This window comes from Streptomyces sp. NPDC087906 (assembly GCF_055584925.1).
In genome coordinates, this window is the sequence record NZ_JBVJLC010000015.1 from 57,174 (window position 1) to 69,778 (window position 12,605).

At 65.6% G+C, this 12,605-nt stretch carries 24 protein-coding genes; all 24 read left to right on the plus strand.

Annotation, left to right across the window (positions count from 1 at the left end; all coding sequences use genetic code 11):
- Positions 1–28 precede the first annotated feature (28 nt).
- The 24 genes from rplB (at position 29) to rpsK (ending at position 12,574) form a co-directional block, all read left to right on the plus strand.
- Entirely contained in the window at positions 29–865 is an 837-nt protein-coding gene (rplB, locus tag ACZ63I_RS31495) for a 50S ribosomal protein L2 (protein WP_041985742.1), read from the plus strand.
- A gap of 12 nt (positions 866–877) precedes the next feature.
- Positions 878–1,159: a 30S ribosomal protein S19 gene (gene rpsS, locus ACZ63I_RS31500; protein WP_041985739.1), complete on the plus strand. Its 282-nt coding sequence runs from the start codon at positions 878–880 to the stop codon at positions 1,157–1,159.
- A 42-nt stretch (positions 1,160–1,201) separates the two neighbouring features.
- Positions 1,202–1,549, plus strand: a complete 348-nt coding sequence (gene rplV / locus ACZ63I_RS31505) for a 50S ribosomal protein L22 (RefSeq protein ID WP_041985736.1) — start codon at positions 1,202–1,204, stop codon at positions 1,547–1,549.
- A complete protein-coding gene (gene rpsC, locus ACZ63I_RS31510; protein WP_469342695.1) occupies positions 1,549–2,403 on the plus strand; it encodes a 30S ribosomal protein S3 in 855 nt (284 codons plus the stop codon). The genes rplV and rpsC overlap by 1 nt, the downstream gene beginning before the upstream one ends.
- Before the next feature lie 5 nt (positions 2,404–2,408).
- Positions 2,409–2,828, plus strand: a complete 420-nt coding sequence (gene rplP, locus ACZ63I_RS31515) for a 50S ribosomal protein L16 (protein ID WP_041985730.1) — start codon at positions 2,409–2,411, stop codon at positions 2,826–2,828.
- Positions 2,828–3,052, plus strand: a complete 225-nt coding sequence (gene rpmC, locus ACZ63I_RS31520; protein ID WP_041985727.1) for a 50S ribosomal protein L29 — start codon at positions 2,828–2,830, stop codon at positions 3,050–3,052. The genes rplP and rpmC overlap by 1 nt, the downstream gene beginning before the upstream one ends.
- Positions 3,052–3,339, plus strand: a complete 288-nt coding sequence (gene rpsQ, locus ACZ63I_RS31525) for a 30S ribosomal protein S17 (protein WP_041985724.1) — start codon at positions 3,052–3,054, stop codon at positions 3,337–3,339. The genes rpmC and rpsQ overlap by 1 nt, the downstream gene beginning before the upstream one ends.
- A gap of 132 nt (positions 3,340–3,471) precedes the next feature.
- Positions 3,472–3,840, plus strand: a complete 369-nt coding sequence (rplN, locus tag ACZ63I_RS31530; RefSeq protein WP_041985720.1) for a 50S ribosomal protein L14 — start codon at positions 3,472–3,474, stop codon at positions 3,838–3,840.
- A gap of 2 nt (positions 3,841–3,842) precedes the next feature.
- The gene (rplX, locus tag ACZ63I_RS31535; protein ID WP_469342696.1) at positions 3,843–4,166 is read left to right on the plus strand and encodes a 50S ribosomal protein L24; all 324 of its coding nucleotides are present in this window, start codon (positions 3,843–3,845) and stop codon (positions 4,164–4,166) included.
- Positions 4,166–4,726: a 50S ribosomal protein L5 gene (gene rplE, locus ACZ63I_RS31540; RefSeq protein ID WP_041985714.1), complete on the plus strand. Its 561-nt coding sequence runs from the start codon at positions 4,166–4,168 to the stop codon at positions 4,724–4,726. The genes rplX and rplE overlap by 1 nt, the downstream gene beginning before the upstream one ends.
- A 2-nt stretch (positions 4,727–4,728) precedes the next feature.
- Positions 4,729–4,914: a type Z 30S ribosomal protein S14 gene (locus tag ACZ63I_RS31545; RefSeq protein WP_003948630.1), complete on the plus strand. Its 186-nt coding sequence runs from the start codon at positions 4,729–4,731 to the stop codon at positions 4,912–4,914.
- 209 nt (positions 4,915–5,123) lie between these two features.
- Complete coding sequence (rpsH, locus tag ACZ63I_RS31550; protein WP_041985707.1) at positions 5,124–5,522, plus strand: 30S ribosomal protein S8; 399 nt, start codon at positions 5,124–5,126, stop codon at positions 5,520–5,522.
- A 24-nt stretch (positions 5,523–5,546) separates the two neighbouring features.
- Entirely contained in the window at positions 5,547–6,086 is a 540-nt protein-coding gene (gene rplF, locus ACZ63I_RS31555; protein WP_041985705.1) for a 50S ribosomal protein L6, read from the plus strand.
- A 3-nt stretch (positions 6,087–6,089) separates the two neighbouring features.
- The gene (gene rplR / locus ACZ63I_RS31560; protein WP_041985701.1) at positions 6,090–6,473 is read left to right on the plus strand and encodes a 50S ribosomal protein L18; all 384 of its coding nucleotides are present in this window, start codon (positions 6,090–6,092) and stop codon (positions 6,471–6,473) included.
- Positions 6,474–6,519: 46 nt separating this feature from the next.
- A complete protein-coding gene (gene rpsE, locus ACZ63I_RS31565) occupies positions 6,520–7,125 on the plus strand; it encodes a 30S ribosomal protein S5 (protein WP_041985700.1) in 606 nt (201 codons plus the stop codon).
- Positions 7,125–7,307, plus strand: coding sequence for a 50S ribosomal protein L30 (rpmD, locus tag ACZ63I_RS31570; RefSeq protein WP_041985698.1), 183 nt, complete (start codon positions 7,125–7,127; stop codon positions 7,305–7,307). The genes rpsE and rpmD overlap by 1 nt, the downstream gene beginning before the upstream one ends.
- Position 7,308: 1 nt before the next feature.
- The gene (rplO, locus tag ACZ63I_RS31575) at positions 7,309–7,764 is read left to right on the plus strand and encodes a 50S ribosomal protein L15 (RefSeq protein ID WP_041985696.1); all 456 of its coding nucleotides are present in this window, start codon (positions 7,309–7,311) and stop codon (positions 7,762–7,764) included.
- Between the two features lie 226 nt (positions 7,765–7,990).
- Complete coding sequence (gene secY / locus ACZ63I_RS31580; protein WP_469342699.1) at positions 7,991–9,310, plus strand: preprotein translocase subunit SecY; 1,320 nt, start codon at positions 7,991–7,993, stop codon at positions 9,308–9,310.
- Positions 9,310–9,972 carry an adenylate kinase gene (locus ACZ63I_RS31585; protein ID WP_469342700.1) on the plus strand — a complete coding sequence of 221 codons (663 nt, stop codon included), beginning with the start codon at positions 9,310–9,312 and terminating at the stop codon, positions 9,970–9,972. Before secY ends, ACZ63I_RS31585 begins: the two co-directional genes overlap by 1 nt.
- Positions 9,973–10,116: 144 nt before the next feature.
- Positions 10,117–10,953, plus strand: coding sequence for a type I methionyl aminopeptidase (gene map / locus ACZ63I_RS31590; RefSeq protein ID WP_469342701.1), 837 nt, complete (start codon positions 10,117–10,119; stop codon positions 10,951–10,953).
- A gap of 176 nt (positions 10,954–11,129) precedes the next feature.
- On the plus strand, positions 11,130–11,351 hold the full coding sequence (gene infA / locus ACZ63I_RS31595; protein ID WP_014047798.1) for a translation initiation factor IF-1: 222 nt from the start codon (positions 11,130–11,132) through the stop codon (positions 11,349–11,351).
- A 55-nt stretch (positions 11,352–11,406) separates the two neighbouring features.
- Entirely contained in the window at positions 11,407–11,520 is a 114-nt protein-coding gene (gene rpmJ, locus ACZ63I_RS31600) for a 50S ribosomal protein L36 (protein ID WP_003956441.1), read from the plus strand.
- 201 nt (positions 11,521–11,721) lie between these two features.
- Entirely contained in the window at positions 11,722–12,102 is a 381-nt protein-coding gene (rpsM, locus tag ACZ63I_RS31605) for a 30S ribosomal protein S13 (protein WP_469342704.1), read from the plus strand.
- A 67-nt stretch (positions 12,103–12,169) separates the two neighbouring features.
- Entirely contained in the window at positions 12,170–12,574 is a 405-nt protein-coding gene (gene rpsK, locus ACZ63I_RS31610) for a 30S ribosomal protein S11 (protein ID WP_003956432.1), read from the plus strand.
- The last annotated feature ends 31 nt before the right edge of the window (positions 12,575–12,605 follow it).

Here is a 12,605-nt window from a genome sequence, read left to right on the forward strand (position 1 = left end):
AAGTCCGAGATCTTCCGAGGACTGAGAAATGGGTATCCGCAAGTACAAGCCGACGACGCCGGGCCGTCGTGGCTCCAGCGTCGCCGACTTTGTCGAGGTAACGCGGTCCACGCCGGAGAAGTCGCTGGTCCGCCCTCTGCACAGCAAGGGCGGCCGTAACAACGCCGGTCGTGTGACCATGCGCCACCAAGGTGGCGGCCACAAGCGCGCCTACCGCGTGATCGACTTCCGTCGTCACGACAAGGACGGCGTGCCGGCCAAGGTCGCGCACATCGAGTACGACCCGAACCGCACCGCGCGGATCGCGCTGCTGCACTACGCGGACGGCGAGAAGCGCTACATCATCGCCCCGGCCAAGCTGAGCCAGGGCGACCGGGTTGAGAACGGCGCAGGCGCCGACATCAAGCCGGGCAACAACCTTCCCCTGCGCAACATCCCGGTGGGTACGACGATCCACGCCATCGAGATGCGTCCCGGCGGCGGTGCGAAGATCTCCCGTTCCGCGGGTGCTTCGGTCCAGTTGCTGGCGAAGGAGGGCTCCATGGCCACCCTTCGTATGCCGTCCGGTGAAGTTCGCATGGTCGACGTCCGCTGCCGCGCCACGATCGGTGAGGTCGGCAACGCCGAGCAGTCGAACATCAACTGGGGCAAGGCCGGCCGTATGCGCTGGAAGGGCGTCCGCCCGTCCGTCCGCGGTGTCGCCATGAACCCGGTCGACCACCCGCACGGTGGTGGTGAGGGCAAGACCTCCGGTGGTCGCCACCCGGTCTCCCCGTGGGGTCAGAAGGAAGGTCGTACTCGCTCTCCCAAGAAGGCGAGCAGCAAGTACATCGTCCGCCGCCGCAAGACGAACAAGAAGCGCTAGGAGCGGGTTTAGATGCCGCGCAGTCTCAAGAAGGGGCCCTTCGTCGACGACCACCTCATCAAGAAGGTGGCTGTCCAGAACGAAGCGGGCTCCAAGAACGTCATCAAGACCTGGTCCCGTCGCTCGATGATCGTCCCGGACATGCTGGGCCACACGATCGCGGTGCACAACGGCAAGATCCATGTCCCGGTGTTCATCACCGAGTCGATGGTCGGCCACAAGCTCGGCGAGTTCTCGCCGACTCGCACCTTCCGCGGCCACGTCAAGGACGACCGGAAGTCGAAGCGCCGCTAACGCGGGGTGGAACCGACTATGACTCACACCGAAGGGACAACCATGGAAGCCAGGGCCCAGGCGCGGTACATCCGCGTCACGCCCATGAAGGCCCGCCGCGTGGTGGACCTCATCCGTGGCATGGACGCCACGGAGGCTCAGGCGGTCCTGCGTTTCGCCCCGCAGGCCGCGAGCGTGCCGGTAGGCAAGGTGCTTGACAGCGCCATTGCCAACGCCGCGCACAACTACGACCACTCCGACGCCAACACGCTGGTCATCAGCGAGGCGTACGTGGACGAGGGTCCGACCCTCAAGCGGTTCCGGCCGCGCGCCCAGGGGCGTGCCTACCGGATCCGTAAGCGGACCAGCCACATCACCGTGGTCCTCAGCAGCAAGGAAGGAACCCGGTAATGGGCCAGAAGGTTAACCCGCATGGGTTCCGGCTCGGCATCACCACGGACTTCAAGTCCCGCTGGTACGCCGACAAGCTGTACAAGGACTACGTCAAAGAGGACGTCGCCATTCGTCGCATGATGACGAAGGGCATGGAGCGGGCCGGCATCTCGAAGGTCGAGATCGAGCGCACCCGCGACCGCGTCCGCGTCGACATCCACACCGCGCGTCCGGGCATCGTCATCGGCCGCCGCGGCGCCGAGGCCGACCGTATCCGCGGCGAGCTGGAGAAGCTGACCGGCAAGCAGGTGCAGCTCAACATCCTTGAGGTCAAGAACCCCGAGGTGGACGCTCAGTTGGTGGCCCAGGCCGTCGCCGAGCAGCTCTCCTCGCGTGTCTCCTTCCGTCGCGCCATGCGTAAGAGCATGCAGTCGACGATGAAGGCCGGCGCCAAGGGCATCAAGATCCAGTGCGGTGGCCGCCTCGGCGGCGCCGAGATGTCCCGCTCGGAGTTCTACCGCGAGGGCCGGGTGCCCCTGCACACGCTCCGCGCGAACGTGGACTACGGCTTCTTCGAGGCCAAGACGACCTTCGGCCGCATCGGCGTGAAGGTCTGGATCTACAAGGGCGACGTCAAGAACATCGCCGAGGTGCGCGCCGAGAACGCCGCGGCGCGCGCGGGCAACCGTCCGGCACGTGGCGGCGGCAACGACCGTCCGGCCGGCCGCGGTGGCCGCGGTGGCGAGCGTGGCGGCCGCGGTGGCCGCAAGCCGCAGGGCGCTCCCGCGACCGAGGCCCCCAAGGCCGAGGCAGCGGCAGCAGCTCCCGCCGCGGAGGCGACGCCCACTTCTACCGGCGGATCGGAGGCCTGACCGACATGCTGATCCCCCGTAGGGTCAAGCACCGTAAGCAGCACCACCCCAGCCGCAGTGGCAAGTCCAAGGGTGGTACGGCGGTTTCGTTCGGCGAGTACGGCATCCAGGCGCTGACCCCGGCGTACGTGACGAACCGTCAGATCGAGGCCGCTCGTATCGCGATGACCCGCCACATCAAGCGTGGCGGCAAGGTCTGGATCAACATCTACCCGGACCGTCCCATCACGAAGAAGCCCGCCGAGACCCGCATGGGTTCCGGTAAGGGTTCGCCCGAGTGGTGGATCGCGAACGTCAAGCCCGGTCGGGTGATGTTCGAACTGTCCTACCCGAACGAGAAGATTGCGCGTGAGGCGCTTACCCGCGCTGCTCACAAGCTTCCGATGAAGTGCCGGATTGTTCGGCGCGAGGCAGGTGAGTCGTGATGGCGGCCGGTACCCAGGCATCCGAGCTGCGCGAGCTGGGCAGCGAGGAGCTTGTTGGCAAGCTCCGCGAGGCCAAGGAAGAGCTGTTCAACCTCCGCTTCCAGGCGGCGACGGGACAGCTCGAGAACCATGGTCGGCTTAAGGCCGTCCGTAAGGACATCGCGCGGATCTACACCCTGATGCGTGAGCGCGAGCTGGGCATCGAGACGGTGGAGAGCGCCTGATGACTGAGAGCAACGTGACCGACAACAACACGGCCGCACGCGGCGACCGCAAGACCCGTGAGGGCCTTGTCGTCAGCGACAAGATGGACAAGACCGTCGTCGTCGCTGTCGAGGACCGCGTGAAGCACGCCCTGTACGGCAAGGTCATCCGCCGTACGAACAAGCTCAAGGCCCACGACGAGCAGAACGCCGCCGGCATCGGCGACCGCGTCCTCCTGATGGAGACCCGGCCGCTGTCCGCCACGAAGCGCTGGCGCATCGTCGAGATCCTCGAGAAGGCCAAGTAGTCCCCAGGCAGTAATCCCTCCGGGGGCATTCCCCCGGAGCAGTTCCGCCAGGCTCGGCGAGGTCCGCAAGTCGAGCTGCGTGAGTCGACTCACGGACCTCGCCGGGAACCGGCAGACGATCAGGAGATAGACGTGATCCAGCAGGAGTCGCGACTGCGTGTCGCCGACAACACTGGTGCCAAGGAGATCCTTTGCATCCGTGTTCTCGGTGGCTCGGGTCGCCGCTACGCGGGCGTCGGTGACGTCATCGTCGCCACCGTCAAGGACGCGATCCCCGGTGGCAACGTGAAGAAGGGTGACGTCGTCAAGGCGGTCATCGTTCGCACCGTGAAGGAGCGCCGCCGTCCGGACGGTTCGTACATCCGCTTCGACGAGAACGCCGCCGTCATTCTGAAGAACGACGGCGACCCTCGCGGCACCCGTATCTTCGGCCCGGTCGGCCGTGAGCTGCGCGAGAAGAAGTTCATGAAGATCATCTCGCTCGCGCCGGAGGTGCTGTAAGCATGAAGATCAAGAAGGGCGACCTGGTCCAGGTCATCACCGGTAAGGACAAGGGCAAGCAGGGCAAGGTCATCGTGGCCTACCCCACGCGCGACCGCGTCCTCGTCGAGGGTGTCAACCGGGTCAAGAAGCACACCAAGGCCGGTCAGACGGCCCGCGGTTCGCAGACCGGCGGCATTGTCACCACCGAGGCCCCCATCCACATCAGCAACGTTCAGCTCGTTGTGGAGAAGGACGGCAAGAAGGTCGTCACGCGCGTCGGCTACCGCTTTGACGACGAGGGCAACAAGATCCGCGTTGCCAAGCGGACCGGTGAGGACATCTGATGACGACCACCACCACTTCGCCGCGTCTGAAGACGCGCTACCGCGAAGAGATCGCCGGCAAGCTGCGTGACCAGTTCAAGTACGAGAACGTCATGCAGGTCCCCGGTCTTGTGAAGATCGTGGTCAACATGGGTGTGGGCGACGCCGCCCGCGACTCCAAGCTGATCGAGGGCGCCATCCGCGACCTCACCACGATCACCGGCCAGAAGCCGGCCGTCACCAAGGCCCGGAAGTCCATCGCGCAGTTCAAGCTGCGCGAGGGTCAGCCGATCGGCTGCCACGTCACACTCCGTGGTGACCGCATGTGGGAGTTCCTGGACCGTACGCTGTCGCTCGCGCTTCCGCGTATCCGTGACTTCCGCGGTCTGTCGCCGAAGCAGTTCGACGGCCGTGGCAACTACACCTTCGGTCTCACGGAGCAGGTCATGTTCCACGAGATCGACCAGGACAAGATCGACCGGGTCCGGGGCATGGACATCACCGTGGTCACCACGGCGACCAACGACGACGAGGGTCGTGCCCTCCTTCGTCACCTCGGCTTCCCGTTCAAGGAGAACTGACCGTGGCGAAGAAGGCTCTGATCGCTAAGGCCGCCCGTAAGCCGAAGTTCGGCGTGCGCGGTTACACCCGCTGCCAGCGCTGCGGCCGGCCCCACTCCGTCTACCGCAAGTTCGGCCTCTGCCGTGTGTGCCTTCGTGAGATGGCCCACCGCGGCGAGCTGCCGGGCGTGACCAAGAGCTCCTGGTAATCCCTTTCCTGGGATTCCCCGAAGCTCTCGGTAAGTAATTGGTTGGCGGGAGCCCACCCCCAAATGCCGTAGGCTAGTGGGGTTGGGCGCCCGCCGTCCCAAACGACTTACTACGCCGTAGGTCCCCGCACCGCACCCGTCCCGGCTCTGATCGGGGAGAGGGATGGCGCATACAGGAAACCCCGGCGAGAGAGGCCGAAGGCCAATACATGACCATGACTGATCCCATCGCAGACATGCTCACGCGTCTGCGTAACGCGAACTCGGCATACCACGACGACGTCGTGATGCCGCACAGCAAGATCAAGTCGCACATCGCGGAGATCCTCCAGCAGGAGGGCTTCATCACCGGCTGGAAGGTCGAGGACGCCGAAGTCGGCAAGAACCTCGTCCTGGAGCTGAAGTTCGGCCCGAACCGTGAACGTTCGATCGCCGGCATCAAGCGCATCTCCAAGCCCGGTCTGCGTGTGTACGCGAAGTCCACGAGTCTGCCGAAGGTGCTCGGCGGCCTGGGCGTGGCGATCATCTCCACGTCCCACGGTCTCCTGACCGGCCAGCAGGCCAGCAAGAAGGGCGTAGGTGGGGAAGTCCTCGCCTACGTCTGGTAGTCGGGAACGGAGGAGGAAAAGCTCATGTCGCGAATCGGCAAGCTCCCCATCCAGGTTCCCGCCGGTGTGGACGTCACCATCGATGGCCGTACGGTCGCTGTGAAGGGCCCCAAGGGTTCCCTCACGCACACTGTTGCGGCACCGATCGAGGTCACCAAGGGCGATGACGGCATCATCTCGGTGCTGCGCCCCAACGACGAGCGTCAGAACAAGGCCCTCCACGGCCTGTCTCGCACGCTGGTGGCGAACATGATCACCGGCGTGACCACGGGATACGTCAAGGCGCTCGAAATCAGTGGCGTTGGTTACCGTGTCCAGGCGAAGGGCTCCAACCTGGAGTTCGCGCTTGGCTACAGCCACCCGATCCTCATCGAGGCCCCTGAGGGCATCACCTTCAAGGTCGAGAACCCGACGAAGTTCTCCGTCGAGGGCATCGACAAGCAGAAGGTCGGCGAGGTCGCCGCCAAAATCCGCAAGCTGCGGAAGCCTGACCCGTACAAGGCCAAGGGTGTCAGGTACGCGGGCGAGGTCATCCGCCGCAAGGTCGGAAAGGCTGGTAAGTAAGCCATGGCATACGGTGTGAAGATCGCCAAGGGCAAGGCCTACAAGGCCGCTGCCATCAAGCGCCGTCACATTCGCGTCCGCAAGAGGGTGTCGGGCACGCAGGAGCGCCCCCGCCTCGTCGTGACGCGTTCCAACCGCCACATGGTGGCTCAGGTCGTGGACGACATCGCGGGCCACACGCTCGCTTCGGCGTCGACACTGGACACTTCGATCCGCGGCACCGAGGGCGACAAGAGCGCCCAGGCGAAGCAGGTCGGGGCCCTGGTCGCCGAGCGCGCCAAGGCCGCCGGTATCGAGGCTGTCGTCTTCGACCGTGGTGGCAACCAGTACGCCGGGCGGATTGCCGCTCTGGCTGACGCCGCCCGCGAAGCCGGGCTGAAGTTCTGAGCCCCGGTTCCTACGCAAAGCGGACGTAACAGAGAGAGGTAAACAAATGCCTGGACCCCAGCGCCGCGGAAGCGGTGCCGGTGGCGGCGAGCGGCGGGACCGGAAGGGCCGTGACGGCGGCGCGTCTGCCGCCGAGAAGACCGCGTACGTTGAGCGCGTCGTCGCGATCAACCGCGTCGCCAAGGTTGTCAAGGGTGGTCGTCGCTTCAGCTTCACCGCGCTCGTCGTGGTGGGTGACGGTGACGGCACCGTGGGTGTCGGTTACGGCAAGGCCAAGGAGGTGCCGGCCGCCATCGCCAAGGGTGTTGAGGAGGCCAAGAAGCACTTCTTCAAGGTCCCCCGTATCCAGGGCACCATCCCGCACCCGATCCAGGGTGAGAAGGCCGCGGGCGTCGTCCTGCTGAAGCCTGCTTCCCCCGGTACCGGCGTTATCGCCGGTGGTCCGGTGCGTGCCGTGCTCGAGTGCGCCGGCGTCCACGACATCCTGTCGAAGTCGCTCGGTTCCTCGAACCCCATCAACATCGTGCACGCGACCGTGGCGGCCCTCCAGGGCCTGCAGCGTCCCGAGGAGATCGCGGCCCGCCGCGGTCTGCCCCTTGAGGACGTCGCCCCCGCGGCTCTGCTCCGTGCGCGTGCGGGAGCGGGTGCGTAATGGCTCGCCTCAAGATCACGCAGACGAAGTCGTACATCGGCAGCAAGCAGAACCACCGCGACACCCTGCGTTCGCTCGGGCTCAAGCGCCTGAACGACGTGGTTGTCAAGGAGGACCGTCCCGAGTTCCGCGGCATGGCGAACACCGTGCGGCACCTCGTCACGGTCGAGGAGGTCGACTGACATGGCGGAGAACAACCCGCTGAAGGTCCACAACCTCCGGCCTGCCCCGGGCGCCAAGACCGCCAAGACCCGTGTGGGTCGTGGTGAGGCGTCCAAGGGTAAGACCGCGGGTCGTGGTACCAAGGGCACCAAGGCCCGTTACCAGGTTCCGGCGCGCTTCGAGGGCGGGCAGATGCCCCTCCACATGCGTCTGCCGAAGCTCAAGGGCTTCAAGAACCCGTTCCGTACCGAGTACCAGGTCGTCAACCTGGACAAGCTCGGCGCTCTCTACCCCGAGGGCGGCGAGGTCACGGTGGCCGATCTGATCACCAAGGGCGCGGTTCGCAAGAACAGCCTCGTCAAGGTCCTGGGCCAGGGCGAGATCTCCGTGGCGCTGCAGGTTTCGGTTGACGCCGTCTCCGGCTCCGCCAAGGAGAAGATTGCCGCCGCCGGCGGCACCGTCACCGAGCTGGTCTGAGACTTTTCGGACACGTCGGTGGATTGATTCAACCAGCCGGGGATGCCTCTACTAAGGGGGCATCCCCGGTTGGTCGTTGGTTGGCCGTTCCACCTGACGCACTGCCGCCGGTATGGTGGCGTTGCATTGCCGCTGCATCACACCGAGGGTTCGCTCTCGGACCGTATCCGTCGATCCTCAATACCGTCACCTCTGACGCAGTAGCGCGGGGGTCGCAGGAGGCACCGTGCTCACCGCGTTCGCCCGGGCGTTCAGGACGCCCGACCTGCGCAAGAAGCTGCTCTTCACACTCGGCATGATCGTGGTGTACCGGCTCGGGGCGCACATCCCCGTCCCCGGTGTCAGCTACACGAATGTCCAGACGTGTGTCGACGCGGCCCAGAAGGGCAACAACAGCCTGTTCGGTCTGGTGAACATGTTCAGCGGCGGGGCACTGCTGCAGATCACGATCTTCGCACTCGGCATCATGCCGTACATCACAGCGAGCATCATTCTCCAGCTTCTGACCGTGGTCATCCCCAGGCTGGAAGCCCTCAAGAAGGAGGGCTCGTCAGGTCAGACGAAGATCACGCAGTACACGCGTTATCTGACCGTGGCCCTCGCCATCCTGCAGGGCACCGGCCTCGTCGCCACCGCCCGCAGCGGAGCGCTCTTCAGCGGCTGTCCGGTCGCTTCGGAGATCGTCCCCGACCAGTCGATCTTCACCACCGTCGTGATGGTGGTCACCATGACCGCCGGTACCTGCGCCGTCATGTGGCTCGGTGAGCTGATCACCGACAAGGGCATCGGCAACGGCATGTCGATCCTCATGTTCATCTCGATCGCCGCCGGCTTCCCCGGTTCGCTCTGGGCCATCAAGCAGAGCGGTCACCTGGCCAAGGGCTGGATCGAGTTCGGGACGGTCATCCTCATCGGCTTCGTGATGGTCGGGCTCGTGGTCTTCGTCGAACAGGCGCAGCGCCGCATCCCCGTGCAGTACGCGAAGCGCATGATCGGCCGCAGGTCGTACGGCGGTACGTCGACCTACATCCCGCTCAAGGTCAACCAGGCGGGTGTGATCCCCGTCATCTTCGCCTCGTCGCTGCTCTACATCCCGGCGCTGGTGGCGCAGTTCTCCAACTCGCAGTCGGGCTGGAAGACCTGGATCGAGGGCCACTTCGTCAAGGGCGACCACCCGTACTACATCGTCACGTACTTCCTGTTGATCGTGTTCTTCGCCTTCTTCTACGTGGCGATCTCGTTCAACCCTGAAGAAGTCGCTGACAACATGAAGAAGTATGGTGGCTTCATCCCGGGTATCCGGGCGGGCCGGCCCACCGCCGAGTACCTGAGCTACGTGCTCAACAGGATCACTTGGCCAGGCTCGCTGTACCTGGGACTGATCGCTCTTGTGCCGACACTGGCGTTGGCGGGATACGGCGGCGCGAACCAGAACTTCCCGTTCGGCGGGACAAGCATCCTGATCATCGTGGGTGTGGGTCTGGAGACCGTGAAGCAAATCGAGAGCCAGCTTCAGCAGCGCAATTACGAAGGGTTCCTCCGCTGATGCGAATCGTCCTCGTCGGACCGCCCGGTGCCGGCAAGGGAACGCAGGCCGCGTACCTTGCCAAGAACCTCTCGATTCCGCACATCTCCACGGGCGACCTCTTCCGTGCCAACATCAGTCAAGGCACGGACCTGGGCAAACAGGCGAAGTCGTTCATGGACGAGGGCAAGCTGGTCCCCGACGAGATCACGATCGCCATGGCGCAGGACCGGATGAAGCAGCCGGACGCCGTCAACGGCTTCCTGCTGGACGGCTTCCCGCGCAACGTGTCGCAGGCGAAGGCACTGGACGCGGCGCTCGCCGCGGACGGTGTGAAGCTGGACGCGGTGCTCGACCTGGAGGTCCCCGAGGACGAGGTCGTGAAGCGGATCGCCGGCCGGCGGGTCTGCCGCAACGACAGCTCGCACGTCTTCCACGTCACGTACAGCCCCCCGAAGCGGGAGGGTGTGTGCGACGAGTGCGGCGGCGAGCTGTACCAGCGGGACGACGACTCCGAGGAGACCGTCCGGACCCGTCTTGAGGTCTACCACACGCAGACCGAGCCGATCATCGACCACTACAGGTCCCAGGGCCTCGTGATCACGATCTCCGCGCTCGGCAAGGTCACCGAGGTGACCGACCGCGCGATGGAGGCGCTCCGGCGCGACGTCGAGGCCGCGTAGCGCCTCCGGCGGGTGTGTGCAGTTCAGAGTGACGTTACGGCCGCGGTGTCCCCGGACCCCGCGGCCGTACTGTTGAGTACGGATCGTCGGCGCACGGATCGTCGGCGTACGGATCGTCCCGAGTCAGGTGGAAGGCGCACAACCATGGTGCAGATCAAGACCCCCGAGCAGATCGCGAAGATGCGCGAGGCGGGCCTGGTCGTCGCCGCAGTGCACGCGGCCACGGCGGAGGCCGCGGTTCCCGGTGCCACCACGAGGGATCTCGACCTGGTCGCCCGCAAGGTGCTCGCCGATCATGGCGCGAAGCCGAACTTCCTCGGGTACGGCGGCTTCCCCGCGACGATCTGCACGTCCGTGAACGAGGTCGTGGTGCACGGCATCCCGGACGACAAGACCGTCCTGAAGGACGGCGACATCATCTCCATCGACGCCGGCGCGATCGTGGACGGCTGGCACGGCGACGCCGCCTTCACCGCGTTCGTCGGCGAGGGCCACGCGCCCGAGCTGGTCGAGCTGTCCCGGGTGACCGAGGAGTCGATGTGGGCGGGCATCGCCGCGATGCGGGCCGGCGCCCGGCTGGTCGACGTGTCGCGCGCGATCGAGACGTACATCCGCCGCCAGCCGCGGCCCGGCGGCGGCAAGTACGGGATCGTCGAGGACTACGGCGGCCACGGCATCGGCACCGAGATGCACATGGACCCGCACCTGCTGAACTATGTCTCCCGCAAGCGCGGCAAGGGCCCCAAGCTGGTCCCCGGCTTCTGCCTCGCGATCGAGCCGATGGTCTCGCTCGGCACCCCGCACACCGAGGTGCTGGCGGACGAGTGGACGGTCATCACGACCGACGGCACCTGGTCCTCGCACTGGGAGCACTCGATCGCGCTGACCGAGGAGGGCCCGCTGGTCCTGACGGCCCCCGACGGCGGCAAGGCGAAACTGGCCGAGCTGGGCGTGACGGCGGCGCCCGATCCGCTGGCCTGATGTGCTCGTTGCTTAAAAATCTCTGGTAGTGGGCAAACTTCTCGGATTCGTGTTTTCGAGAGGGCTGTCGTAGACTGACGCGTCGGCTCTGGTGTATCCGTGCGTCCGCATGCAGCAACGCATGAGGACGCCGAGTGGCCGGAGTCGATCAAGGTAGCCGATTCGAAGGGCGAAGCGTGGCCAAGAAGCAAGGTGCCATCGAAATTGAGGGCACCGTGATCGAGTCCCTCCCGAATGCCATGTTCAGGGTGGAGCTCCAGAACGGTCACAAGGTCCTCGCGCACATCAGCGGCAAGATGCGGATGCACTACATCCGGATCCTTCCCGATGACCGGGTCGTGGTGGAGCTGTCTCCGTACGACCTGACGCGTGGCCGGATCGTCTACCGATACAAGTAGATCTTGCCGCCGCCCGTTCTTGGGCGTTGGCACTGACCCGGAGAACCTCAATCCCATGAAGGTCAAGCCGAGCGTCAAGAAGATCTGCGACAAGTGCAAGGTGATCCGCCGTCACGGCCGGGTCATGGTCATCTGCGACAACCTGCGCCACAAGCAGCGCCAGGGCTGACGTACGACCCCCCTGCCTTACCGCAGTACTTCGCGCGACGCGAGCAATCGTAATCACGCAGTGTCCGACATCGAGCACACCTGGTGTGCGAATGCCGACACCTCCGGCGGGGGCCGGAGACCCGACCGCAGTCGCTGTGAAGCCGCCGCGGACACCGGGACCGACACTGCGGAAGACCTCCGACATCATCAGGAGCCATGAATGGCACGCCTCGCAGGCGTTGACCTCCCGCGCGAAAAGCGCGTCGAGGTCGCCCTCACGTACGTCTTCGGTATCGGGCGCACCCGGTCCAAGGAGACGCTCGCCGCCACGGGAGTCAACCCCGACGTCCGCGTCCGCGACCTTGCCGAGGAAGACCTCGTCAAGATCCGCGAGTACGTCGACGCCAACCTCAAGACCGAGGGTGACCTCCGCCGTGAGGTCGCCGCCGACATCCGCCGCAAGGTGGAGATCGGCTGCTACCAGGGTCTTCGGCACCGTCGTGGCCTGCCGGTGCACGGTCAGCGCACCAGCACGAACGCCCGTACCCGCAAGGGTCCGCGTCGCGCCATTGCCGGCAAGAAGAAGCCGGGCAAGAAGTAGTCCTCAGCCGGACGCTTATCAGCGGTCTTCGCTGTAGGACCGACCACCTCCACGCAGGAGTAAAGACATGCCTCCGAAGGGCCGTCAGGGCGCAGCCAAGAAGGTGCGCCGCAAGGAAAAGAAGAACGTCGCTCACGGGCACGCCCACATCAAGAGCACGTTCAACAACACCATCGTCTCGATCACCGACCCCTCGGGCAACGTGATCTCCTGGGCCTCCGCCGGCCACGTCGGCTTCAAGGGCTCGCGCAAGTCCACCCCCTTCGCCGCGCAGATGGCCGCCGAGTCGGCCGCCCGTCGCGCGCAGGAGCACGGCATGCGCAAGGTCGACGTCTTCGTCAAGGGTCCCGGCTCCGGCCGTGAGACCGCGATCCGCTCCCTCCAGGCCACCGGCCTCGAGGTGGGTTCGATCCAGGACGTCACCCCCACCCCGCACAACGGCTGCCGTCCGCCCAAGCGCCGCCGCGTCTGAGGCCAGGTTGTCTCGCACGCTCCGAGTGTCC

Coding starts and splice junctions, on each gene's coding strand:
- rplB (WP_041985742.1), top strand. CDS start 29: ATGGGTATCCGCAAGTACAAGCCGACGACGCCGGGCCGTCGTGGCTCC.
- rpsS (WP_041985739.1), top strand. CDS start 878: ATGCCGCGCAGTCTCAAGAAGGGGCCCTTCGTCGACGACCACCTCATC.
- rplV (WP_041985736.1), top strand. CDS start 1,202: ATGGAAGCCAGGGCCCAGGCGCGGTACATCCGCGTCACGCCCATGAAG.
- rpsC (WP_469342695.1), top strand. CDS start 1,549: ATGGGCCAGAAGGTTAACCCGCATGGGTTCCGGCTCGGCATCACCACG.
- rplP (WP_041985730.1), top strand. CDS start 2,409: ATGCTGATCCCCCGTAGGGTCAAGCACCGTAAGCAGCACCACCCCAGC.
- rpmC (WP_041985727.1), top strand. CDS start 2,828: ATGGCGGCCGGTACCCAGGCATCCGAGCTGCGCGAGCTGGGCAGCGAG.
- rpsQ (WP_041985724.1), top strand. CDS start 3,052: ATGACTGAGAGCAACGTGACCGACAACAACACGGCCGCACGCGGCGAC.
- rplX (WP_469342696.1), top strand. CDS start 3,843: ATGAAGATCAAGAAGGGCGACCTGGTCCAGGTCATCACCGGTAAGGAC.
- rplE (WP_041985714.1), top strand. CDS start 4,166: ATGACGACCACCACCACTTCGCCGCGTCTGAAGACGCGCTACCGCGAA.
- rpsH (WP_041985707.1), top strand. CDS start 5,124: ATGACCATGACTGATCCCATCGCAGACATGCTCACGCGTCTGCGTAAC.
- rplF (WP_041985705.1), top strand. CDS start 5,547: ATGTCGCGAATCGGCAAGCTCCCCATCCAGGTTCCCGCCGGTGTGGAC.
- rplR (WP_041985701.1), top strand. CDS start 6,090: ATGGCATACGGTGTGAAGATCGCCAAGGGCAAGGCCTACAAGGCCGCT.
- rpsE (WP_041985700.1), top strand. CDS start 6,520: ATGCCTGGACCCCAGCGCCGCGGAAGCGGTGCCGGTGGCGGCGAGCGG.
- rpmD (WP_041985698.1), top strand. CDS start 7,125: ATGGCTCGCCTCAAGATCACGCAGACGAAGTCGTACATCGGCAGCAAG.
- rplO (WP_041985696.1), top strand. CDS start 7,309: ATGGCGGAGAACAACCCGCTGAAGGTCCACAACCTCCGGCCTGCCCCG.
- ACZ63I_RS31585 (WP_469342700.1), top strand. CDS start 9,310: ATGCGAATCGTCCTCGTCGGACCGCCCGGTGCCGGCAAGGGAACGCAG.
- map (WP_469342701.1), top strand. CDS start 10,117: ATGGTGCAGATCAAGACCCCCGAGCAGATCGCGAAGATGCGCGAGGCG.
- rpmJ (WP_003956441.1), top strand. CDS start 11,407: ATGAAGGTCAAGCCGAGCGTCAAGAAGATCTGCGACAAGTGCAAGGTG.
- rpsM (WP_469342704.1), top strand. CDS start 11,722: ATGGCACGCCTCGCAGGCGTTGACCTCCCGCGCGAAAAGCGCGTCGAG.
- rpsK (WP_003956432.1), top strand. CDS start 12,170: ATGCCTCCGAAGGGCCGTCAGGGCGCAGCCAAGAAGGTGCGCCGCAAG.